This is a genomic window from Streptomyces sp. NPDC003247 (assembly GCF_042888135.1).
Classification (GTDB): domain Bacteria; phylum Actinomycetota; class Actinomycetes; order Streptomycetales; family Streptomycetaceae; genus Streptomyces.
Window position 1 is genome coordinate 48,370 of sequence record NZ_JBIAPF010000005.1, and the last position, 23,931, is coordinate 72,300.

Genomic DNA, 23,931 nt, shown 5'->3' on the forward strand with positions numbered 1-23,931 from the left:
GGGGCGGCAGTGGGCCGCGGGGCCTCGGTCGTGCAACCGGTCCGGCGGGCCGGGCGCGTGAGGGCGTCGGACGTACGTCCCGTCCCTCCGGCACACCGGACCGGAAGTGCGGTTGAACGTAACACCGTTGCAACCATTGCGAAAGAGTTTTCAGCCAGTCAAACCCCAAGCGACCGGCTGACCTTGGGCTTCTCGAACAAGATGAAAGGGCTCTTGCGCCACCTGTTGACCAACGGTGAGGAGACTCGTACGGTCACGACCGCAAGAAGTTCTGCCGTGTTTCAGCAAGAACCGTCAACAGGCCCCCAGGCACGGCGCGTTGCTGCGTGAGGCCTCTCGTCCGCATCCCCCCACGTTCGTGGATCAGGAGGAACCATGGCCAGGAGAACCGTGGCCGCTGCACTCGCCATTGTCGCGGGAGCCGCTGTGGCCGTCACGGTGCCGGGTACCGCTCAGGCGGCGCCTCCCGGCGACAAGGACGTCACGGCCGTGATGTTCGAATGGAAGTTCAGCTCGGTCGCCCAGGCGTGCACGGACACCCTCGGGCCCGCCGGCTACGGGTACGTCCAGGTGTCACCGCCGCAGGAGCGGATCCAGGGCACCCCGTGGTGGACCGCGTACCAGCCCGTCAGCTACAAGATCGACACCAGGCTGGGCGACCGGACCGCCTTCTCGTCCATGGTGAGCACCTGCCACGCCGCCGGCGTCAAGGTTGTCGTGGACACGGTAATCAACCACATGGCGAACAGCTCCGGAACGGGTTCCGGCGGCTCCACGTTCAGCAAGTACGACTACCCGGGCACCTACTCCGCGGCCGACCTGGACGACTGCACGGCCTCGGTCAGCAACTACGCGGACGCCTGGAACGTCCAGCACTGCGAGCTGGGCGGCCTGCCCGACCTCGACACCGGCGAGGAGTACGTCCGCAAGACGATCGCCGGCTACATGAACGACCTGCTCTCGCTCGGCGTCGACGGCTTCCGCATCGACGCGGCCAAGCACATCGACCCGGCGGACCTGAGCAACATCAAGAGCCGGCTCACCAACTCCAGCGTCTACTGGAAGCAGGAGACCATCGGCGCCTCCGGCGAGGCCGTGCAGCCCAGCCAGTACACGGGCACCGGTGACGTCCAGGAGTTCACCTACGGCCGCGACCTCAAGCGGGTCTTCAACAGCGAGAAGCTGTCGTACCTGAAGAACTTCGGCGAGGCCTGGGGCTACCTGCCCAGCGCCACCTCCTCCGTGTTCGTCACCAACCACGACACCGAGCGCAGCGGCACCACCCTCACCTACAAGGACGGCGCCAACTTCACCCTGGCGAACGTCTTCATGCTGGCCTGGCCCTACGGCTCCCCGGACGTCCACTCGGGCTACGAGTTCTCCGACCACGACGCCGGACCGCCCAACAACGGCCAGGTGAACGCCTGCTACACCGAGGGCTGGAAGTGCCAGCACGCCTGGACCGAGATCGCGAGCATGGTCGGGTGGCGCAACACCGCCGGCGACGCCGCGGTCACCAACTGGTGGGACAACGGCAACAACGCCATCGCGTTCGGCCGCGGCAGCAACGCCTACGTGGTGATCAACCACGAGTCCTCGTCGCTGACCGGCACCTTCCAGACCTCGCTGCCCGCGGGCACCTACTGCGACGTCCAGAGCAACCAGCCCGTCACCGTGAACAGCTCCGGCCAGTTCACCGCCACGCTCGGCTCCAACACCGCGCTCGCCCTGCACACCGGGGCGACCTCGTGCGGCGACGACGAGAGCGAGGAGCCCGTCGTCAGCACCGGCGCGTCGTTCAACGTCACCGCCACCACGGTCTACGGCGAGAACATCTACGTCACCGGCAACCAGAGCGCGCTCGGCAACTGGAACACCTCCAACGCCCTCAAGCTCGACCCGACGAGCTACCCCGTGTGGAAGCTCGACGTCGAACTCACCGCCGGAACGTCCTTCGAGTACAAGTACATCCGCAAGGACGCCTCCGGCAACGTCACCTGGGAGAGCGGCAGCAACCGCACCGCCACCGTCCCGTCCAGCGGCAAGATCACGTTGAGTGACACCTGGCGCAGCTGAGCCGGTCCCCCTTCACGGTCTTGCCCCCCACGACCGCCCGGCGCGCCGCCCTCACGGCGGCGCGCCGGACGACACAGCACCACCCACGCCGCCCGCGCCCCGCGGGCGGCGCCCCAGGGCGCTTCTCATGGATCTCCGCGACGCCGCGGAGATCCATCAGAAGCGCCCACGTGCGACCGCTGAGGAGCAATACCCCGTGATCCTGTCCCCGCCCCGGCGCAGGACCGCCAGATTACTGGCCCTGGCCCTGATCGCCCCGGCGCTGACGTCCCTGCCGGCCACCGCGCCCCCGGCCGCCGCCGCGGCCGTCGCCGACCCCCCGTCCGACACGGCGCTGGCCCGCACCCCGGCCCGCCCGGCGTCCTCCCGCGAACAGTTCTACCTCCTCCTGCCGGACCGTTTCGCCAACGGGTCGACCTCCAACGACGAGGGCGGTCTGACCGGCGACCGCACCCAGACCGGCTACGACCCCACCGACAAGGACTACTTCCAGGGCGGCGACCTGAAGGGGGTGATCGACCGGCTGGACTACATCAAGGGACTGGGCACCACCGCCATCTGGATGGCACCGGTGTTCAAGAACAAGCCCGTCCAGACCGTCAACGGCCGGCAGACCGCCAGCTACCACGGATACGCGATCACCGACTTCACCCAGGTCGACCCGCACTTCGGCACCAACGCCGACCTGGCGCGACTGGTCGACACGGCGCACGCCAAGGGGATGAAGGTCTTCTTCGACGTCATCACCAACCACACCGCCGACACCGTCGACTACGCGGAGCAGGAGTACGGCTACCGCTCCAAGGGCGCCTACCCCTACCTCGACACCGAGGGCCGCCCCTTCGACGACAGCACCGGCATGCGAGAGGTCGACGCCGACAGCTTCCCCTACACGCCGCAGGTACGCACCGGTGAGCACGACCGGATGGTGCCCGACTGGCTCAACGACCCCGCCATGTACCACAACCGCGGCGACTCGACCTTCGCCGGCGAGAGCGCCCTGTACGGCGACTTCATGGGCAACGACGACCTGTGGACCGAGCGTCCCGAAGTGGTCGAGGGCATGGAGCGGATCTACGAGACGTGGGTGAAGGACTTCGGCGTGGACGGCTTCCGCGTCGACACCGCCAAGAACGTGAACATGGAGTTCTGGACCCAATGGGCCACGGCGCTCGACGCGTACGCGGCCCGGCAGGGACGGCCCGACTTCTTCGTGTTCGCCGAGGCGTTCTCGGCCGACCCGGTGGTGATGGCGCCGTACCTCGTGCAGGGCCGGCTCGACGGCACCCTCGACTTCCCGCTCCAGGCCGCCTTCCGCAACTACGCCTCCCGGGGCGCCCCGGCGACCGACCTCTCCCACGTCCTGGCGCAGGACTACCGGTACACCACCGACAAGGCCGACGCCTACGGTGAGGTGACCTTCCTCGGCAGCCACGACATGGGCCGCATCGGTACCTTCATCGCCCAGGACAACCCGGACGCGAGCGACGCGGAGCTGCTGAAGCGGTCGACGTTCGCGCACGAGCTGCTGTTCCTGTCCCGGGGCAACCCGGTGATCTACGCCGGTGACGAGCAGGGCTTCACCGGCGCCGGCGGTGACGTCGACGGCCGCCAGACGCTGTTCGCCTCGCAGGTCGCCGACTACCTGGACGACGACCAGATCGGCACGGACCGCACACACGCCTCCGACGCCTACGACCGGAGTCACCCGCTCTACCGTTCCATCGCCGCGCTGTCGGCGTTGACGAAGAAGCACCCGGCGCTGCGGGACGGTGTGCAGACGGAGCGGTACGCGGACAGCGGGCAGGGCGTGTACGCCTTCTCGCGGACCGACGCGGAGGAACGGATCGAGTACGTCGTCGCGGTGAACAACTCGGCCGAGGCGCGGACGGTGGAGCTGGAGACGGACTCGGCGCGGACGACGTACGCGGGTATCTACGGGACGTCGGCGAAGGTGCGGAGCGACGCCGGCCGGCGGATCACCGTGACGGTTCCCGGTCTGTCGGCCGTGGTGCTCAAGGCCGACCGCCGTCCGAAGGCACCGGCGGTGGCGCCCGAGGTGACGCTGACGGCTCCGGCGGCGGGTGCCACGGGCGATGTGGAGATCTCGGCCGAGGTGTCGGGCGGTGGGCTGAACCGGGTGGTGTTCGCCGCGCAGGTCGGTGACGGCGCCTGGCAGACCCTCGGCTCGGCCGACCACGCGCCCTACCGGATCACCCAGCACCTGCCCGACACCGTCGCGGCGGGAACGGCCCTGCGGTACAAGGCCGTCGTCGTCGACAGCCGCGGCCGCACCGCGAGCGACCTCGCCACCACCAGCGCCGGACAGGCCCCCGTCCCCGGGAAGCCGACCGTGCAGCGCACCTACGGTGTCGTCCATTACCAGCGGGACGACGGCGACTACGACGGGCTGCGGCTGAGGACCGCCGACGGCACCACGGCGGACTTCGCCGGACGCGACGCCTACGGCGCCTTCGCCTGGATCCCGCCCGGCACCGGACCCGTCCGCTTCACGGTGGAGAAGGACGGCACCGCCGACGGAACCGAGATGACCGTCGACTTCTCCGTCGCCGCCGAGGTGTGGGCCCGGCAGGGCAGCGACACGGTCCGCACCGACCGGCCCCAGGACGCCGCTCCGCCCCAGGACACCACGAAGGCCGTCCTCCACTACCACCGGCCCGACGGCGACTACGACGGCTGGGGGCTGCACACCTGGACCGGCTCGGCCGATCCGCCGGAGTGGAACGACCCCATCCAGCCGGTGCGCCGCGACGCCTTCGGCCTCGTCTTCGAGGTCCCGCTGAAGGACGGCGCCGCCTCGCTCAGCTACATCCTCCACAAGAAGGAGGAGAAGGACATCGCCGCCGACGAGGCCCTCGACTTCTCCCTGTACGGGCACGAGGTGTGGCGCGTCGCCGGTGACCCCGTCTACCTGGCGCCCTCCATCGGCGGGGCCTTCGGCCTCGACCTCGGCCGGTCGGCCGCCACCTGGATCGGCGACGACACCGTCGTATGGGAGGGCGAGGGCACGGGTGTCGCGAGCCAGCAGCTCGTCTACGCGCCCGAGGGCGGCCTCACGCTCGTCGACGGGGCCCTCTCCGACGAGGGCCGGTGGCTGCGCCTGGTACCGGGCGAGCTGACACAGGAGCAGCAGGAGACGTATCCGCGGTTCGCCGACGCCTCCGTGTTCCACGTGGACCCGCGCGACCGCGACCGGGTCGCCCAGGCGCTCGACGCCGGCGCACTGATCGCCACCCAGCGCGCGGACAGCGGCGCCCTGCTCGGCGCCACCGCCGTCCGCATCGCCGACAACTGACCGGAAGGACCCAGCACGGTGACTGGTTCAGACAGAGACCCGACGCACCGGCACGACGCCGGAGCACCGAAGGACCCGACGCGCCGAAGAGCCGTCCCGGGCCCGCCGCCGGAGCACCGCGACACCCGCGGTGGCGCGGACGGTCCCGGCGCCCCGGCGCGGCGCACCGCCCGCCGCACCGCCGTGGCGACCGCCGCGGCCGTCGCCGCCGCGGTGCTCGCCGGTTCGCTGCACGCCGCCCCGCCGGCCTCGGCGGGCTCCCGGCCGCAGGCCCCGCCGTCGGACGCCCGGCTGGCCGCCGAGCCGGCCCGGCACGACCTCACCCGGGAACAGGCCTACTTCCTCCTGCCGGACCGTTTCGCCAACGGGTCGAGCGCCAACGACGAGGGCGGTCTGACCGGCGACCGCACGCAGACCGGCTACGACCCCACCGACAAGGGGTTCTACCAGGGCGGCGACCTGAAGGGGGTGATCGACCGGCTGGACTACATCAAGGGGCTCGGCACCACCGCGATCTGGCTGGCGCCCATCTTCAAGAACAAGCCGGTGCAGGGCGGCGGCGAGTCCGCCGGCTACCACGGCTACTGGATCACCGACTTCACCCAGGTCGACCCGCACTTCGGCACCAACGCCGACCTGGCGCGCCTCATCGACAAGGCGCACGCCAAGGGGATGAAGGTCTTCTTCGACGTCATCACCAACCACACCGCCGACACCGTCACCTACGCGGAGCAGGAGTTCGGCTACCGCTCCAAGGGCGCCTACCCCTACCTCGACACCGAGGGACGCCCCTTCGACGACACCGAGGAGGTGCGCGAGGTCGACGCGGACGGCTTCCCCTACACGCCCGTCACCCTGGCGGGCGAGGAGGGGACGAAGGTCCCGGCGTGGCTGAACGACCCCACGATGTACCACAACCGGGGCGACTCCACCTTCGTCGGCGAGAGCGGCCTGTACGGCGACCACACCGGCCTGGACGACCTGTGGACCGAGCGTCCCGAGGTGGTCGAGGGCATGGAGCGGATCTACCAGAAGTGGGTCGAGGACTTCGACGTGGACGGCTTCCGCGTCGACACGGTCCGCAACGTGAACATGGAGTTCTGGACCCAGTGGGCCACGGCCGTCGACGCGTACGCCGCGAAGAGGGGCCGCGAGGACTTCTTCGTCTTCGGGGAGACGCTCTCCTCCGACCCGGCCGTCACCGCGCCCTACGTCACCCAGGGCCGCCTCGACGCCACGCTCGACTTCCCGCTCCAGAACGCCATCCGCGGCTACGCCTCGCAGGACAAGCCGGCCGGCACCCTCTCCGCCGTCTTCGCGCAGGACTACCGGTACACCACCGACAAGGCCAACGCCTATGAACAGGTGACCTTCCTCGGCAACCACGACATGGGCCGCATCGGCTCCTTCATCGCCCAGGACAACCCGGACGCGAGCGACGCGGAGCTGCTGAAGCGGTCGACGTTCGCGCACGAGCTGCTGTTCCTGTCCCGGGGCAACCCGGTGATCTACGCGGGCGACGAGCAGGGCTTCACCGGCCCCGGCGGCGACAAGGGAGCCCGCCAGACGCTGTTCGCCTCGCAGGTCGCCGACTACCTGGACGACGACCAGATCGGCACGGACCGCACACACGCCTCGGACGCGTACGACCAGCAGCACCCGCTCTACCGTTCCATCGCCGCGCTGTCGGCGTTGACGAAGAAGCATCCGGCGCTCAGGGACGGTGTGCAGACGGAGCGGTACGCGGACAGCGGGCAGGGCGTGTACGCCTTCTCGCGGACCGACGCGGACGAGCGGATCGAGTACGTCGTCGCGGTGAACAACTCGGCCGAGGCGCGGACGGTGGAGCTGGAGACGGACTCGGCGCGGACGACGTTCACGGGCGTCTACGGGACGTCGGCGAAGGTGCGGAGCGACGCCGGCCGGCGGATCAGCGTGACGGTGCCGGGCCTGTCGGCGGTGGTGCTGAAGGCCGGGCAGCGGCTTGCCGCCCCCAAGACGGCGCCGAAGGTCGAGCTGACGGCTCCGGCGGCGGGTGCCACGGGCGATGTGGAGATCTCGGCCGAGGTGTCGGGCGGTGGTCTGAACCGGGTGGTGTTCGCCGCGCAGGTCGGTGACGGCGCCTGGCAGACCCTGGGTTCGGCCGACCACGCCCCTTACCGGATCACCCAGCACCTGCCCGACACCGTCGCGGCGGGAACGGCCCTGCGGTACAAGGCCGTCGTCGTCGACAGCCGCGGCCGCACCGCGAGCGACCTCGCCACCACCAGCGCCGGAGAACCGCCCGAGCCGGCCCGCCCGAGCGCGGTCGACCGCGACTACGCCGTGGTCCACTACCGCAGGACGGACGGGGACTACGACGGCTGGCAGTTGAAGTCCGGTACGGCGACGGCGGACTTCGTCGGCCGCGACGCCTACGGCGCCTTCGCCTGGGTCAAGCTCGCCGAGGACGCCACGGAGGTGACGTACACGGTGGAGAAGGACGGCGTGGCCGACGGCCCCGAGCGCACCGTCGCGTTGGCGGACACCGGCGCCGTCTGGATCGCACAGGGCCAGGACGGCCAGGCGGAGACCGCGCCCGACGGCGCCTACCCGCCGCAGGACGCGAAGACGGCCGTCATCCACTACCACCGGTCCGACGGCGACTACGACGGCTGGGGCCTGCACGCCTGGACCGGCGCCGCCACCCCCACCGACTGGACCAAGCCGCTGCTCCCGGTCGCCGAGGACGCCTTCGGCGTGACCTTCGAAGTGCCCCTGGCGGACAACGCGACCTCGCTGAGCTACATCATCCACAAGGGCGACGAGAAGGACATCGCGAGCGACCGCTCCCTCGACTTCGCCACCTACGGCAAGGAGGCCTGGCTCGTCAGCGGCGACACCGGCTATCTGCTGCCCACCGTGGGCGCCGCTCCCGACCTGGACCTCGGCACGTCCGAGGCGCACTGGATCGGCACGGACACGCTGGTGTGGAACGTGAAGGCCACCGGCTCGACGACCCAGCAGCTCGTCTACGACGGCGAGGGCACGCTCGCCATCGAGGACGGGGCCCTCTCCCACGAGGGCCGGTGGCTGCGCCTGAGCCCGACGGAGCTCACCGCGGCGGAGAAGGCCGCCCACCCGGAACTGGGCGACCTGCCGGCCTTCACCGTCGACCCGCGCGACCGCGACCGGGTGGCGGAGGCGCTGCGCGGCCAGGTCGTCGCCACCCAGCGGGCCGCCAACGGCGCACTGCTGGCGGCGACCGGCGTGGAGGTGCGGTTCTGAAGCGGCTCCCCTGAGAGGGCCTGCACCGGGGCGCCGGTCCCGTCCGCCGAGCAGTCGGCGGACGAGACCGGCGCCGCCCGTTTTTCCGGCCGCCCGCGGAGCGCCCGCCGCCGGGCCCGCCCGGCGGGCGACGACTTCTTCCGGCCGATCCGGGCGGTGCGCGCAGGGCGGGGCGCTCAGGCGCCGGCAATCGGGCCCTGCCCTGCCGCGATGCCCCGCACCGGCGCGGCACCGGCCCCGGGACCTCCCCCGCGCCGCGCGCACACCCGCGCCCCGCAGCGGCGCCACCGACCACGGCACCTGCGGAAATCCCTGAGCACTGTGTGCAGAAGTGATTGAAAGGAGTTACTGAAAGTTGCGAAAGGTGGCCCAAATCGGACCGAGGTGCTCGTGAGCGCCCCTAGAGTCGAGTCGTCGGTTTCACGAGTTGAAGGGAAGGAACCCCGTGCGACGGGTTACGCGTTCAACGATCGTGGTCGCGGCGGCGGCGCTGTCGGTGCTGACGGGAGGCACGGCAGCACACGCCGTGCCGCCCACGGCGGCGGAGACGTCCGACAGCGCCCCCGCCTGCCTGGAGGTCAGCGCGGACTGGCGCTACACGTTCGTCAGCAACACCTGTTCCAGCACCTACACCCTGACCATCTCCTACAGCGACGGCCGGGACGTGCCGTGCCGCGTCGCCGACCCGGGCGACTTCATCACCTTCCCCGGCTACGGCACCGACGGCGCCCACGTGCTCGGTGCCGTCCTGTGCGCCACCGCCGAGGACGGCTGACCGTCACCGACGACGGTCCCGGGCGGGGCGGCACCTGCCGGGCCGCCGCCCCGCCCTCCCGGCGTAGGATCTGGGCGTGTCCCCTTCACAACGTCCCGCGGCAGCCGGCGTCCGCGCTCCCAAGCAGGAGCGCAGCCAGCGTTCGTTCGATCTGGTGCTCGACACGACGCTGCACCTGCTGGCGGAGAAGGGGTACGCGGGCTTCGCGCTGACCGAGGTCAGCCGCCGCTCCAAGGTGTCGGTCGGCTCCATCTACACCCGCGTGGACGGCAAGGACGACCTGCTGCGCGCCGCGCAGGGCAGGTTCCTGGAGCGGATGCGGGCCGAGCACCGCACCCTCACCGACGCGGAGCGCTGGGCGGGGCTGACGCTGGTCGAACTGCTGCCCGCGCTGATCGCCGAGTTCGCCGGCCTGCTGGAACGCGAGGGGAGGGTCCTCGGCGCGTTCCTCCAGCGCGGTGCCGTGGACCCGACGGTCGCCGACATGGGCAAGTCCGGGTACAGGGACCTGCGCGACCGATTCACGGAACTGCTGCTCAGCCGGCGGGACGAGATCCGGCACCCCGATCCCGTCCGCGCCGTGGGCTCCATCTTCACCACCGTCTACGCCGCCCTGGCCCGTGCCCTGGCGCTCGACGTGGCGCCCACGGCGGCCGAGGGCAGCGATCTGCCCACCCTCCTCGAGGACCTCGGCGGCATGGCCCTGTCCTTCCTGCGGGCCGAACCGGTCGCGACCCCGGACTGAACCGGACCGAAGGCGCCGCTCCGGCGTCCCCGCGGGCGTGCGGGGACGCCGGCCGCCACGCCGAGAGCGGCCGGGGCGGCCGCCGGCCGCGTCACGCCCGCTTGCCGGCACGGGTCCGCAGCAGGCGCGTGGCCCCGGCGGCGGCCAGCAGTCCCAGACCGACCACCCACCAGAAGGTGTCGGCGAAGGCCTCCGGGACGTCCTGGTGCCGGGCGGCCAGCCGGTCCTGGAGCACCACGGCGAGGCCCGCCGTGCCGACCGAACCGCCGACGGTACTGAGCAGACTGAGCGCCGCGGACGCACGAGGGATGCGTCCGGGCTCGATACGGCTGTAGACGATGTTCATCACGGGTGCGCTGATCATGGCCATCCCGAAGCCGCGCACCGCGAGCGCCGAGGCCGTCGCGCCGTCCGGTACCCCGTGGTGGAGCTGGGTGAACGGGACCGTGCCGGCCAGGACCAGCGCGATGCCGGTGACCACCAGCGTCCGCGGGGCGACCGCGTCGACGGTCCGGTTGACCAGCACCGAGCCCGCCGCCGCGCCCACCCCCTGAGGGGCCAGCAGCAGCCCCGCCTGCCACGCCGACAGTCCACGGCCGGTCTGGAAGTACAGCGGCAGCAGGAACATCGTGCCGAACACCGACGCGCCCAGGACGAGCAGCGCGAGGGCGGCGGCGCCGAAGGGCGGCCGGGCGAAGAGCCGGGGGTCGATCAGCGGAGTGCGGCGGGTCCGCAGCCCGTGCACGGTGAACCCGGCCAGCATCGCCAGGCCCGCCGACACACCCACCGTGGCGGTGAGGGCGCGGCCGTCGGCGACCTCGGTCAGCCCGAACACCAGCACGGCCAGGCCGGGGGAGAGCAGCGCGGCCCCCCGCACGTCGAACGCCGTCCGCCCCGGCGCCGCCGGCACCACCGGCACATGGCGGCGGGCGAGCAGTATCGCGGCCACCCCGATCGGCAGGTTGACCAGGAACAGCCACTGCCAGGACGCCACGGCCAGGAGGGACCCGCCGGCCGGCGGGCCGAGCACCGGCGATAGCAGGGGCACGACGGCGACGACGCTGAGCACCCGTCCGGTGCGGGCCGGGCCGGCGATACGGGCCAGCAGCGCCTGCCCGGTCGGCGGCAGCAGCCCGCCGCCGAGGCCCTGGACCACCCGGAAGACGATCAGGCTCGACGCCGACCAGGCCAGCGCGCACAGCGCCGAGCCGAGCAGGAACACGCCCACGGCGGCCAGCCACACCCGCCGTCCCCCGAACCGGTCGGCCAGCCAGCCCGACGTGGGCACGGCCGTGACGACGGCCAGCAGATAGGCGGTGCTGACCCACTGGATCCCGGCGACGGAGGCGTCGAACTCGCCCGCCAGGGTGTCGATGCCGACACTGACGATCGTGGCGTCCACGGTGGCCATGAACGTGCCGAGCACCAGGACGAACGCGGTCCGCAGCAGCCGTCCGTCGACCCGCTCGGCCGGTGCCGGCGGCGCGGTGTCCTTGCTCATCGGCGCTCCAGGAGGGTGAGGACGTCGTCGTCGAGGCGGTCGCCCAGGGTCCGCAGCAGGCCGAGCAGCTCCTCGGCGAGCCCGTCGGCCGCCACCCCCGCCCGGTGGGCGAGCACCCCGGTCCAGGCGTCGCCGTCCGGCACGACCGTCAGCGTCACCGGATGATGGGTGGCCTCGCGGAAGCGGGTGCCGACGACCCTGAGGCCGGGCGCCGGTTCACGCAGCCGGTCCGGGTCGACCGGATAGTTCTCGAACACCACGAGGCTGTCGAACAGCCTGCGCCGCCCGGTCAGCCGTTCCAGGTCGGACAGCGCCACGTGGTGGTGCTCGACCAGGGCCCGCTGACCGGCCTGGAGCGCGGTGAGGGTGTCGGCGAGCGTGCCCGTCAGCCGGACCCGTACGGGCACCGTGTTGGCCAGCAGCCCGATGATCTCCTCGACGCCCTCCAGCTCCGGGGGACGGCAGGCGACCATGGCGCCGAAGCACACGTCCGCCCGGCCGGAGCGCCTCGCGAGCAGCACCGCCCACGCGCCCTGCACCAGCGTGTTCCGGGTCAGGCCGCGCCGTGCGGCGAGGCGGGTGAGCCGGGCCACCAGCGGCGCGTCGAACGTGATGACCGTGGGCTCCTGCCACGCGGCGCCCACGTCCTCGCCGCCGGTCAGATGGTCGCCCTCGGGCAGGCCCTCCAGCTCGGCCGCCCAGACGGTGAGGTCCGGCTCGTGCTCGGCGCGCCAGCGCAGGTAGCCGGCGAACGGCACGGGGGCGGGCAGCTCCGGTGCCCCGCCCCGGACCCGCGCCGTGTACAGCGCGAACAGCTCGGCGAGGACGCGCGGCGCCGACCAGCCGTCGGAGAGCACATGATGGCTGGTCAGGACCAGGTCGGCGCGCTCGCGGGACTGGCGGATCACGGTCAGGCGGACCAGCGGGCCGGTGGCCAGGTCGAACGGTTCGGCCAGGTCGGCGGCGAGCACCTCCTCGGCCGGCCCGTCGGACACCCGGAAGTCCGGCCGGGGGGACTCCGGGATCACCGCGAGACCGGCGGGGAACACCGCGCCCAGGTTCGGGTGGCGGGCCAGCAGGTCCGCGCCGGCGGCGCGCAGCGCGTCGAGGTCGAGCGGCCCGGCGAGGGAGAACACCGACTGCACGGTGTACGGGTCGGGGCGCTCGGTGCGCGAGTGCCGCAGCATCACCTCCTGCAACGGGGTCAGCGGCTGTACCTCCGCGGCCTGCCGGTCGCCGGCGAGCCGCCTGACCTCCGGCGCGGCGGCGGTGCGCAGCAGCGCGGTCCGCAGGTGCCCGGCCAGCTCCTCGATCCCGTCGGCCGTGAACAGCGCGGCCGGCCAGGTCAGCCGCACCCCGAGCCGGTCGTCGCGCACCAGGGCGTCGACCGTCAGGGCGTACGGCAGGGGCAGCGCGTCCGAGCCACCGGAGCCGAGCGGATCCGCGTCCGGCGGCGCCTGCCAGAGGACGTCGCCGTCCGGGGCGCCGGGGAAGCGGCCGAGGTAGTTCCAGGCGACCTCCGGCGTCACGGGGTCCAGCAGACCGGCCGTGGTGAGGATGCCGTGGCCCAGGCCGTCGCCCTGGGCGCGCAGCCGCTCCCCGACCGCCTTCGGGTCGTCGTCGGCGTCGAGCAGCAGGGGGTGGACGGCGGTGAACCAGCCGACGGTCTGCGACAGGTCCACCCGCGTCGGGCGGCCGTGGCTCTCCAGGGCGACCAGCAGCCGCGGTGTCCCGCGCCAGGCCCGGACCGCCCGGGCGAGCGCCGTGAGCAGCACCGCGTCCGGCGTGCTGCGCAGGGCGGCGGGCAGGGTCGTCACCAGGGCGCGGGTGGTGTCGGCGTCGAGGTGGATCTCGTGGTGCGCCGAGGTGGCCGCGGTGTCCCGGGCGGGGTCGAGCGGCCGGGCCGCCAGCGCCGGTGTGGGGGTCATCCGCCGCCAGTGCGGCAGTTCGTCCCGCCGGTCGGCGTCGCGCAGCGAGCGCGCCCAGCCGAGGAACGACTGTCCGTGGCGGGCCGGTGTGCCGCCCTCGTGGGCGTGCCGCACGTCGTCCAGCAGGACGCGCCAGGAGACGCCGTCGACGACGAGGTGGTGGGCGAGCAGGACGAGCCGGCCCGGTGCGGTCGGCCCGGCGTCCACCCAGAGCGCGCGCAGCAGCGGACCGGTGCGCGGGTCCATCGCGTCGCGGGCCGCGGCGGTCCACGCGTCGACGAGGGCGCGCGGGTCGCGCGGGGCCGGTACGCGGGTCAGTACGTCGGCGCCGGTCACCGCGCCGGCCGGCGGGATGCGCAGCACGTCGCCGGCCAGGTGGGCCCGCAGCACGTCATGGCGGGCCAGGACGGTGTCGAGCACGGCCCGCCAGCCGGCCTCGTCGCCGCCGGACGGCACGCACACCTCCACCCACTGGCAGAACCCGTCCGCGGCGGTGCCCGCCCGGCGCAGCACGTCCCGCATGAGCGGGGTCAGCGGCGCGTCCCCCACCGCGGGGGCGTCCGTGTCGTCGAGGGCGCGGGCGCGGGCCGCGATCCCGGCGACCGTCTCTCCCTCGAACACGTCCCGCGCGGTCAGCCCGAGCCCCTGGCGACGGGCCCGCGACACCACTTGCAGGGAGACGATGCTGTCCCCGCCGATGGTGAGGAAGCCGTCGTCGGGGCCGATGTCGTCGCTGCCGAGGATGTCCCGGAACACGCCGAGCAGCACCGCCTCGGCCGGGGTCGCCGGTTCGCGCCGACGGGCCGCCGCGGACTCCGGGGCGGGCAGCGCGGCGGGGTCGAGCTTCCCGCTGGGGCTCAGCGGCAGCCGGTCGATCACCACCAGCGCGGTCGGCACCATGTGCTCGGGCAGCTGCGCGGCCAGGTACGCGCGGATCAGCGCGAGGTCCGGCTCGGCGCCGTCGGACGGGATGACGTAGCCGACGAGCCGGCCCTCCCGCACGACCACCGCGCACGCCCGCACGTCGGGATGGCGGGTCAGGGTCGACTCGATCTCGCCCAGTTCGACGCGGAAGCCGCGGATCTTGACCTGGTGGTCGGCGCGGCCGAGGAACACCAGCTGCCCGTCCGGCCGCCACCGCACCAGGTCGCCCGTGCGGTACATCCGCTCGCCGGGTGGACCGAAGGGGTCGGCGACGAACGCGGCGGCGGTCAGGCCGGGACGGCCGACGTAGCCGCGGGCCAGGCTCGGCCCGGCGAGGTACAGCTCGCCCGTCACCCCGGTGCCGGCCGGCTGGAGGCCGCCGTCCAGGACGTAGGCGCGGACGTTCGGGTCGGGGCGGCCGATCGGCAGCGGGCCGGGGTCGTCCGGGTCGTACCGCCAGGTCACGGAGTTGATGGTGACCTCCGTCGGACCGTAGGCGTTGAACAGCGCCCGCCGTCCCTCGCCCCAGCGCCGCGCCAGCTCGGGGTCGAGGCGTTCGGCGCCGACCACGAAGAACACCTCGGGATCGACGGTGCGGTCGTCGGGCATCGCCGCCAGGAACGACGGCAGCAGGTTCACCCCGGTCACCCGGTGCCGGACGATGTAGTCGAGCAGTTCGTCGCCGGGGACCCGCACTTCCTCGGGCGCGATCACGGAGGTGCCCCCGGACAGCAGCGGCACCATGGTCTGCCAGAACGCCACGTCGAAGCCGGTCGACGCGAAGTGCAGGTAGCGGTCGTGCTCGGTGACCCCCACGACCTCCTCCTGAAGGGCGATCAGGTCGGGCACGCCGCGATGGGTCACCCCGACGCCCTTGGGCCGCCCGGTGGTGCCGGAGGTGTAGATGACGTAGGCGAGGGCGTCCTCGGTGAGCGCGGCGCGGGCCTCGGCCGGATCGGTGCCGGGCAGGCCGGCGAGCGTGGCCGGGTCGTCCAGCCGCAGCACCGGGATCTCCCGCGCGGCGGGCAGCTCGGCGCCGGTCGTCACGGCGGCGGCCGGGGCGATGTCGTCGAGCAGGTACGCCAGCCGGTCGCGGGGGTGGCTCGCGTCCAGCGGCACGTACACCGCGCCCGCCTTGACCACGCCGAACAGCGCCACCGTCATCTCGATGTCGCGTCCGAGCAGCACCGCCACCGGGTCCTGCGGCCGCACCCCGCGCCGGATCAGCGCGTGGGCGAGGCGGTTGGCCTCCCGGTCCAGCTCGGCGTAGGTGAGGCTGCGGTCGCGGCAGACGACGGCCTCGGCGTCGGGCTTGCGGCGCACCCAGGCGGCGAACTCCTCCAGCCAGGGCCCGCGTTCCTTGGCGGGGACGGCCTCGGTGCCGGTGCGCAGCATCCGTTCCCGCTCGGCCCCGTCGAGCAGCGGCAGCGCGAGCACGGGCCGCTCCGGGCCGTCGACGATCTCCCGCAGCAGCTGCCGCAGCCACCGTCCCTGGTCGCGCACGGCCGCCTCCGTGAAGGCGCGCGGCTGGTAGCCGAGTCCGATCGTGATCGATTCCCCGGGGATCACGATCACGGTCAGCGCGTAGTGCGTGGCGTCGGTGATGTCGACCCCGGCCAGGTCGAGCCCGGGGCCGACCGGAGTGCGGTTCCGGCTGGAGAGCGGGAAGTTCTCCATCACCAGCAGGGTGTCGAACAGCTCGCCGACGCCCGCCGCCCGCTGGATCTCCGGCAGGCCGACGTAGTGGTGGTCGGCCAGGGCGACGCTCTCGGCCTGCACCCGGGCCAACAGCTCGGCGGCCGTCAGGTCCTGGGTGTGCCGCACGCGCACCGGGATCGTCGTGCCGAGCTGGCCGATCATCGACTCCACGCCGTCGACCTCGGCGGGCCGGCCCGACACCGGGCAGCCGAACACCACGTCGTGCCGCCCGGTGAGCCGGCCCAGCAGCAGGCCCCAGGCGGTCTGGAGCACGGTGGTCAGGGTGACGCCCCGCTCGCGGGCGAACGCGCGCAGCCGGTCGCTGAACTCCCGGCCCAGTTCGACCGCCACCCGGCCGGGCCGCTCCACACCGGTCCCGACGCTCGCCGGCGCCAGCCGCGTGGCACCGTCGACGCCGTCCAGCGCCTGGCGCCACGCGGCCAGGGACGCCTGCCGGTCCCGGCCGGCCAGCCACCGGAAGTACTCCGACACGTCCGTGGCGGCCGGCACGGGCGGGCCGCCGCCCAGCTCGGCGTAGAGGCCCAGCAGGGCCCGGCCGACCAGCGGCATGGACCAGCCGTCGAGCAGCGCGTGGTGATTGGTGATCACCAGCTTGTGCTCGGCCGGGCCGGTACGGGACAGCAGGAAGCGGATCAGCGGCGGCCCGGACGGGTCGAACGGGCGCCGCAGGTCGGCGCGGACGGCCTCGGCGAACCGGTCGTCGCGCCGCCACTCCAGCGTGACCTCGGCGGGGACCACCTGCACCACCTCGTCCCCCGCCGGGGCCAGGTACGCCCGCAGCGAGGGGTGGCGGCGCAGCAGCTCACGCGCGGCCTCCGCCATCCGCCCGGGCTCCAGATCGCCCTCCAGCGTCGTCACGGCCTGGACGACGTAGACGTCGGCGTCCCGGTCGTCGCGGACCAGGGTGTGGAAGGACAGTCCCACCTGGAGCGGCGTGGCGGGCCACACGTCCTCGATCCGGCCGGAGCGCTCCAGGGCGTCGATGGCGTCCTGGCCGAGGGCGACCAGCGGAAGGTCCGACGGAGTGAGCCCGCCGGGGGCGCGCCGCGCGTGTTCGGCCAGCGCGTCCAGGGCCGCCGCCCACGACTTCTGGAGGGCGGCCAGCGCGTCGGGGCCGAGCACCCCGGACGCGGCCGTCCACTCCACGGCGAGCCGGGGCGCGCCCTCCTCGTGGACGAAGCAGTTGAGGGCCAGCACCTGCTCCAGCGCCTTGGCGCCGGGTTCGATCACCGAGAAGGCGTCCCGCTCCGGCAGCCGCCACCCCGTCCCCGACAGCGGCGCGAACCGGCCCAGGTAGTTCAGCAGCACGTCCGGCGGCGGTACGGCGGCCAGTCCGGCGCCGGACGCCGTGTCCAGGCAGCGCAGCACGCCGTAGCCGATGCCGGCGCCGGGGACGCCGCGCTTGGCCTCCTTGGCCGCGCGCAGGACGTCCCCCACGTCGCCGGCGGCCGGTACGCGCACCGGGTACTCGCTGGTGAACCAGCCGACCGTACGGGACAGATCGAGGTGTTCGCGGCCGTGCCCCTCCAGCGTGACGGTCACCGCGTCACCGCCCGCGCCCCCCTCCCGCAGGGTCAGCACGAGCGCGGCCAGCAGCACCTCGTCGACGCCCGCGCGGTAGGCGGCGGGCAGCGTGGTCAGCACGGCCTCGGTGACGTCCGGCGGGGCCACGGTCAGCGACCGGTGGGCGGTGGACACCGTGTCCAGGGACGGGTCCAGCGGCCGGGCGCCCAGGCGGGTCGCGGAGCCGAGCGCGGCGAGCCAGTGGCCGAGTTCGTCCCGGCGCGCGCCGGACGTCCCCTGCTCGGCGAGGAGCGTGGCGTGCCGCCGCCAGGACGCCCCGGTCCGCGGCAGGGCGCCGCCCGTGCAGGCGGTGTGCAGGTCGGGCAGCAGGACCCGCCAGGACACGCCGTCCATGGCGAGGTGGTGCACCACGAGCACCAGTCGGTCCGGTTGGTCCGGTCGGCCCGGTTGATCCGGTCGGTCCGGTCGGTCAGGTCGGTCCGGCTCGCCGTCCCCGGTGCGGACCAGGGCGGCCCGCAGCAGGTCGCCCGACCGCGGGTCCAGCTCGCCCGCCAGCCGCCGGGCCACCGCCTCGGGGTCCTCCCCGCGCACCTCGTCCACGACGGCCGCGACCGTGCCCTCGGGCAGGATCTCCAGGCCTTCCTCCCCGACGCGCAGCCGCAGCGCGTCGTGCCGGTCGAGCACCGCCCGCACACCCCGGACCAGGTCGTCGTGGGCGAGGCCGTCGACCCGCAGCGCCGTCCACTGCGCGTAGCCCGCGACGACGTCGACGTCCGGGTGCGCGTCGAGCAGGCCACGGACGATCGGCGGCGCGGGCACCGGCCCGGTCGGGTCGTCGGCCGGCCCGTCGGCGTCCGCCACCTGCCCGGCGGAGGCGGCCAGCGAGGCGAAGCTGCGGCGCTCCAGCAGATCCCGGGGCCGCAGTTCGAGGCCCTTGGCGCGCAGCCTGCTGCTGACGGTGATCGCGGTGATGCTGTCCCCGCCGAGGGCGAAGAAGTCGTCGTCGACCCCGACCCGGTCCACCTCGAACACCTCGGCGACCGCCGCGCACAGCAGCCGCTCCCGCTCCGTGCCCGGCTTCCCGCCGCCGGCGGTCGCCGCGGGCGCGGGCAGCGCGGCGCGGTCGAGCTTGCCGTGGGGCGTCAGCGGCAGTGCGCCGAGCACCGCCACCGCCGCGGGCACCAGGTGCTCGGGCAGCCGCCCGGCCAGGTGGGCGCGGACCGCGTCCCCGGTGACCGAGGCGGACACGACGTACCCGACCAGCCGGGACGACCGCACGGCCGCGGCGGCCGCCGTGACCCCGGGCACCGCGGCCAGCGCGGCCTCGACCTCACCGGTCTCCACCCGGTGGCCGCGGATCTTGACCTGTTCGTCGGCGCGGCCGGCGTACTCCAGGCCGCGTCCGGGAGCCCACCGGGCCAGATCGCCCGTGCGGTACATCCGGGTGCCGGGCGGTCCGAACGGGTCGGCGACGAACCGCTCGGCGCTCGCGCCGGGCCTGCCCAGGTAGCCGCGGGCCAGCTGCGGGCCCGCCAGGTAGAGCTCGCCCACCGTGCCCCGCGGCACCGGATGCAGGGCGCCGTCGAGGACGTAGGCCCGGGTGCCCGCGAGGGGGTGGCCGATGACCGGCTCGTCACCGGTGACCGGCGCCGTGGTGCTGTCCACGGTCGCCTCGGTCGGCCCGTACAGGTTGCGGGCGGTGACCCCGGACGCGGCGATCCGCCGCCACAGCGCGGGCGGGACGGCCTCGCCGCCGAGGACGAGCAGCGTCGGCCGCAGGTCCAGCAGACCGCCGTCGACCAGCGGCGCCGCCATCGAGGGGGTGGTGTCGACGACGTCGATGCCGTCGCGTGCGTACGCGGCGAGCAGGGCGTCGGCGTCGCGGGCGGTCTCGGCGTCGTAGACGTGGAGTTCGTGCCCGCACAGCAGCCACACCAGGTGGTCGAACGCGGAGTCGAACGCGAAGGAATAGGTGTGGGCGGTGCGCAGCCGCCTGCCCGCGGCCCGCTCGGCCGGGGCGACGACCGCGGCGCGATGGTGGTGCAGCAGCGCCGCGAGACCGCCGGCCCGCCCGAGCACACCCTTGGGGCGCCCGGTCGACCCGGAGGTGTGGATCACGTAGGCCAGGTCGTCGGGGTGCCGGGGCGCGGCCAGTTCACCGGCCTCGAGCGGCGCGCCGGACCGCCCTTCGGCCTCGCGAAGCAGCACGTCCCACGCCAGCGGGCCGGCTGTGCCGGAGGGCTTCTCCTCGCGGGCCGGAGGTGTCGGTTTCCGTCCGACGACCGCGCCGGAGGGCTTCTCCTCCTCGTCGGCCGGAGCCGTCGGCCTCTGCCCGTCGACCGCGCCGGAGGGCCCGTCCGGCTCGGCGGGCGGCGTGTTCCGCGTCGGCCGGTGGACCGCGCCGACGGGCTTGTCCCCCTCGTCGGCCGGAGCTGTCGGTTTCCGCCCGTCGACCGTGCCGGGCGGTCCGTCCGTCCCGGTGAGTGGCGCGTTCCGTGCCGGCCGGTCGGTTGTGCCCGCGGGCTTCTCCTCGTCGGCCGAAGCGGTCGGCTCCCGTCCGTAGACCGCGCCGGAGGGTCCGTCCGGCTCGGCGGGCGGTGTGTCCCGCGCCGGATGGTCGACCGCACCGGCGGGCTTCCCCTCCTCGTCGGGCGGAGGTGTCGGCTGCCGCCCGTCGACCGCGCCGGGGGGTCCGTCCGGCGCGGTGAGTGGGGCGTCCCGGCTCAGCTCGTCGATGGCGCCGGCCGTCACCACCAGCGTGGGGCGGGCGTCGTCGACGAGGGTGCGCAGCCGCTCGGGCGGATGCGTGGTGTCCAGGGGCAGGAACGCGGCGCCCGCGTCCAGCACCGCCAGCAGGGCCGTCACCAGGCCGGCCGAACGGGGCAGCGCCAGCGCCACGACGTCGTCGGGCCCGATCCCGCGGGCCCGCAGCGCCCGCGCCAGCCGGTGCACCCGGTCCGCCAGCTCGTCCGTGGACAGCCGGTCCCGCCCGCAGACCAGGGCCGTGCGACCCGGGTGGGCGGCGACCATGGCGTCGAAGGCGTCCGGCACGGCGAGCGGCACCCCCGGCAGTGCCTCGGGCGTCCACTGCGCCGGCGGCCGGTCGCCGGCCAGGGGAACGCGGCCCACGGGCAGACCGTCGAGCAGCCCGGTCAGCAGCGCCCGCAGCCCGGTCAGCTTGCCGTCGACCACGGCCTGGTCGTTGCCGCGGGCGTCGACCTCGAAGCCCAGGTGCAGCCCGCCGTCGGGGGTCGGCAGCACGGTCAGGCCCATGTCCTCGGGCGGACCGCCGGCGATGTTGCGCATCGTCCCCCTCGCCCCGGCGAAGTCCAACGCCAGGTCGAACGCCTTGAGGTTGATGCCGCGACCGTGCAGCAGCGCGCCCGCGCCGGGCACGCCCAGGTCGCGGGGGAGGTCCTCGCCCCGGTAGCGCTGGTGCGCGCGCATCTCCCGCAGGACGCCGGCGACCCGCCGGGTCAGCTCCGCCAGGCCGTCCCCGCCGCGCACGGTCACCCGCAGCGGCAGCACGTTGACCGCCATGGCCGGGGTGCGCAGCTCCACCGACTCGGTGCGGCACATCAGCGGCAGCGCGAAGACCACGTCGGTGCGGCCCAGCACGCGGTGGAGGAACGCGGCGTAGCAGGCGATCAGCGCCTCGCCCCAGGTGACGCCCTCCCGGTCGGCGAAGGCGCGCAGCCGGGCCGTCTCCCCGGGCGTGAGCACGGCGCGGGCGGTCAGGGCGGGGCCGGGCGGCCCGGCGGTGGTCCGGGTGTCGCCGAGGTCGGGCAGCGGGGTGAACCGGTCCACCCAGTACGCGCGGTCCTCGGCGGCCCGGTCGCTGTCCCGGTAGGCCCGGTCGGCGGCGACGAGACCGGCGATCGTGCCGAAGGCGGGCCGCGGCGGCTCGGTGCCGCGGACCAGGGCCGTGTAGCGGGCGGCGGTGCGGCGGGCCAGCATCGCGCCGCTGTAGCCGTCGATGACCAGGTGGTGGCCCATCTGGGTGTACCAGACCTCGTGGTCCGACAGCCGGATGACGACCGGTGAGTACAGCGGCCGGTCCACCATCTCGCGGCACGTCGCGGCCGCCCGTACCCGCTCGGCCTCGACGAGCGCGGCCGCCGCGGCCGCGGGGTCGGCCTCCCCGCCGAGGTCGACCACCCGGGGCGGCTCGACCGGCGCCTCGCCGACCGTCTGACGCGGCCCCGACGGGGTGTCGAACACCCGCAGCCGCAGGCTCTCGGCCTCCTCGTGGACCGCCCGGACGGCCTCGGCCAGCGCCCCGGTGTCGATCGGCTCGTCGCCCGATATCTCCACCACGTCGCCGACCACGTAGTAGGGCGAGTCCGGCTCCAGGCGTTGCGCGTTCCAGATCCCCCACTGGGCGCCGGTCAGCGGGAGCAGGCGGTCCGAGGGGACGCGTGAGGTGCTCAACTCACTCTCCTTGCAGCGTGGGGACGACCATCGGGGTACCGGTCACCGGGTCGGGGACGACGACGCTCGGCAGGTCGAACACGTCCTTGATCAGCGTCGCGTCCACGATGTCCGCGGGGTTGCCCTCGGCGACCACCCGGCCGCCCCGCATGGCGACCAGGTGGTCGGCGAAGCGGCAGGCCTGGTTGATGTCGTGCAGGACGGCGATGACGGTGCGGCCCCGGTCGCGCAACCGGGCCAGCAGGGCGAGCAGTTGGTACTGGTGGGTGATGTCCAGGAAGGACGTCGGCTCGTCGAGCAGCAGGTACGGCGTCCGCTGGGCCAGCACCATGGCGATCCACACCCGCTGCCGCTGCCCGCCGGACAGCTCCTGGACCGGGCGGCCCGCCAGGTCGGTGACGCCCGCCGCGGCCATCGCCTCGTCGACGGCCTCCTCGTCGCCGGCCGACCACAGCGCCAGCAGCGACTGGTGCGGGAAACGGCCCCGGGCCACCAGCTGCCGGACCTTGATGTCGTCGGGGGACAGCGGGTCCTGCGGCAGGAAGCCGAGCTGCCGGGCCAGCGCCTTGGACGGGTAGCCGCCGACCTCGCGCCCGTCGAGCTCCACGTGCCCGGCGTCGGGGCGCAGCAGCCGGACGAACGCGCGCAGCAGGGTGGACTTCCCGCACGCGTTGGGGCCCACGACGGCGGTGAACGCGCCGTCGGGGACGTCCAGGCTCAGCCGGGTGGACACCACGCGGTCGCCGTAGCGCAGGGTGATCTCCCGCGCGGTCAGACGTGCGGTCACGCCCGCCCCACCTCCTTGGTCAGCAGCCAGATCAGATAGCAGCCGCCGATCGCGGTGCTCACCACGCCGACCGGCAGCGCGACCGGCGCCAGCAGCGCCTGGGCGAGCAGGTCGGCGCCCTGGAGCAGGACGGCCCCGGTCAGCGCGGCCGGAAGCAGCGGGATCCCGGCCGCGCCCGCGAGCCTGCGGCCGATCTGCGGGGCGGCCAGCGCGATGAACGCGATCGGCCCGGCCACCGCGGTCACCGTCGCCGTGCAGCCGACGCCGACCAGCACCATCAGCAGGCGCAGCCGGCCCAGCGCGACGCCGGTGGTCACCGCGAGCGCGTCACCGAGCGCGGTCTGGTGCACGGCGCGGCTCCGCACGGCCGTCAGCGCCAGCAGCACGCCGATCACCCAGAACGGAAGCCACAGGTCCGCCCAGTCCACGCCGTTGAGGGAACCGGCGCTCCAGCCCACCGCGGCGATGGCGACCTCCAGGTCGGCACGGAGCACGATCCACGAGTTGAGCGCGGTCACCATCGCGTTGACCGCGATACCGATCACCACCAGCCGCAGCCCCGAGAAGCCCCGGTCGGACGAGAGCAGGTAGACCACGGCCGAGACGAGCAGCCCGCCGGCCACCGAGGCACCGGCCAGCTGCGCGGGCGTGCCCGACAGCACGGTGATGGCGATCAGGGCCCCGGTGTAGGCGCCCGCGTCGAGACCGATCACGTCCGGGCTGCCGAGCGGGTTGCGCGTCAGGTTCTGGAAGAGCGCTCCGGCCACTCCGAGCGCGGCGCCGAAGACCAGCCCGGCCGCCACCCGCGGCAGCCGCCATTCGAGGATCACCACGGAGCGCTCCGACCCGGTGAGCACGGCCAGCACCTCACCGGGGGAGGCCCAGGACGCGCCGTAGCACAGCCCGAGCAGGCCCAGCCCCAGCATCAGGGCGACCAG

7 protein-coding genes and 2 pseudogenes are annotated in these 23,931 nt (G+C 74.0%); 5 read left to right on the forward strand and 4 right to left on the reverse strand.

Annotation, left to right across the window (positions count from 1 at the left end; all coding sequences use genetic code 11):
• Nucleotides 1-375 precede the first annotated feature (375 nt).
• The 5 genes and pseudogenes from ACFYWQ_RS17840 to ACFYWQ_RS17860 all read left to right on the forward strand — a co-directional run bounded on the left by ACFYWQ_RS17840 (nt 376) and on the right by ACFYWQ_RS17860 (nt 10,179).
• Nucleotides 376-2,076: a carbohydrate-binding module family 20 domain-containing protein gene (locus ACFYWQ_RS17840; RefSeq protein ID WP_389517555.1), complete on the forward strand. Its 1,701-nt coding sequence runs from the start codon at nt 376-378 to the stop codon at nt 2,074-2,076.
• Between the two features lie 199 nt (nt 2,077-2,275).
• Nucleotides 2,276-5,383 (forward strand): annotated as a pseudogene (locus tag ACFYWQ_RS17845) (alpha-amylase family glycosyl hydrolase); the annotation flags it as partial.
• Nucleotides 5,384-5,575: 192 nt separating this feature from the next.
• Nucleotides 5,576-8,647 (forward strand): annotated as a pseudogene (locus tag ACFYWQ_RS17850) (alpha-amylase family glycosyl hydrolase); the annotation flags it as partial.
• Between the two features lie 457 nt (nt 8,648-9,104).
• Nucleotides 9,105-9,434 (forward strand): alpha-amylase, encoded by a 330-nt coding sequence (locus ACFYWQ_RS17855; RefSeq protein WP_389517557.1) that lies wholly within the window; start codon nt 9,105-9,107, stop codon nt 9,432-9,434.
• A gap of 76 nt (nt 9,435-9,510) precedes the next feature.
• Entirely contained in the window at nt 9,511-10,179 is a 669-nt protein-coding gene (locus tag ACFYWQ_RS17860; RefSeq protein WP_389517559.1) for a TetR/AcrR family transcriptional regulator, read from the forward strand.
• A gap of 91 nt (nt 10,180-10,270) precedes the next feature.
• Here ACFYWQ_RS17860 and ACFYWQ_RS17865 read toward each other — a convergent pair whose 3' ends face one another.
• From ACFYWQ_RS17865 to ACFYWQ_RS17880, 4 genes are read right to left on the reverse strand one after another with little or no spacing between them, the layout of a single operon-like run.
• Nucleotides 10,271-11,680 (reverse strand): DHA2 family efflux MFS transporter permease subunit, encoded by a 1,410-nt coding sequence (locus ACFYWQ_RS17865; protein ID WP_389517561.1) that lies wholly within the window; start codon nt 11,678-11,680, stop codon nt 10,271-10,273.
• Entirely contained in the window at nt 11,677-22,206 is a 10,530-nt protein-coding gene (locus tag ACFYWQ_RS17870) for an amino acid adenylation domain-containing protein (protein WP_389517563.1), read from the reverse strand. Before ACFYWQ_RS17870 ends, ACFYWQ_RS17865 begins: the two co-directional genes overlap by 4 nt.
• A gap of 1 nt (nt 22,207) precedes the next feature.
• The gene (locus tag ACFYWQ_RS17875) at nt 22,208-22,993 is read right to left on the reverse strand and encodes an ABC transporter ATP-binding protein (protein ID WP_389517565.1); all 786 of its coding nucleotides are present in this window, start codon (nt 22,991-22,993) and stop codon (nt 22,208-22,210) included.
• A complete protein-coding gene (locus tag ACFYWQ_RS17880) occupies nt 22,990-23,919 on the reverse strand; it encodes a FecCD family ABC transporter permease (protein WP_389518312.1) in 930 nt (309 codons plus the stop codon). The genes ACFYWQ_RS17875 and ACFYWQ_RS17880 overlap by 4 nt, the downstream gene beginning before the upstream one ends.
• Between the last annotated feature and the right edge of the window lie 12 nt (nt 23,920-23,931).

Excerpts from the sequence above, each read along its gene's own strand:
- ACFYWQ_RS17865 (WP_389517561.1), bottom strand. The coding sequence starts at position 11,680 with ATGAGCAAGGACACCGCGCCGCCGGCACCGGCCGAGCGGGTCGACGGA.
- ACFYWQ_RS17880 (WP_389518312.1), bottom strand. The coding sequence starts at position 23,919 with ATGCTGGGGCTGGGCCTGCTCGGGCTGTGCTACGGCGCGTCCTGGGCC.
- ACFYWQ_RS17840 (WP_389517555.1), top strand. The coding sequence starts at position 376 with ATGGCCAGGAGAACCGTGGCCGCTGCACTCGCCATTGTCGCGGGAGCC.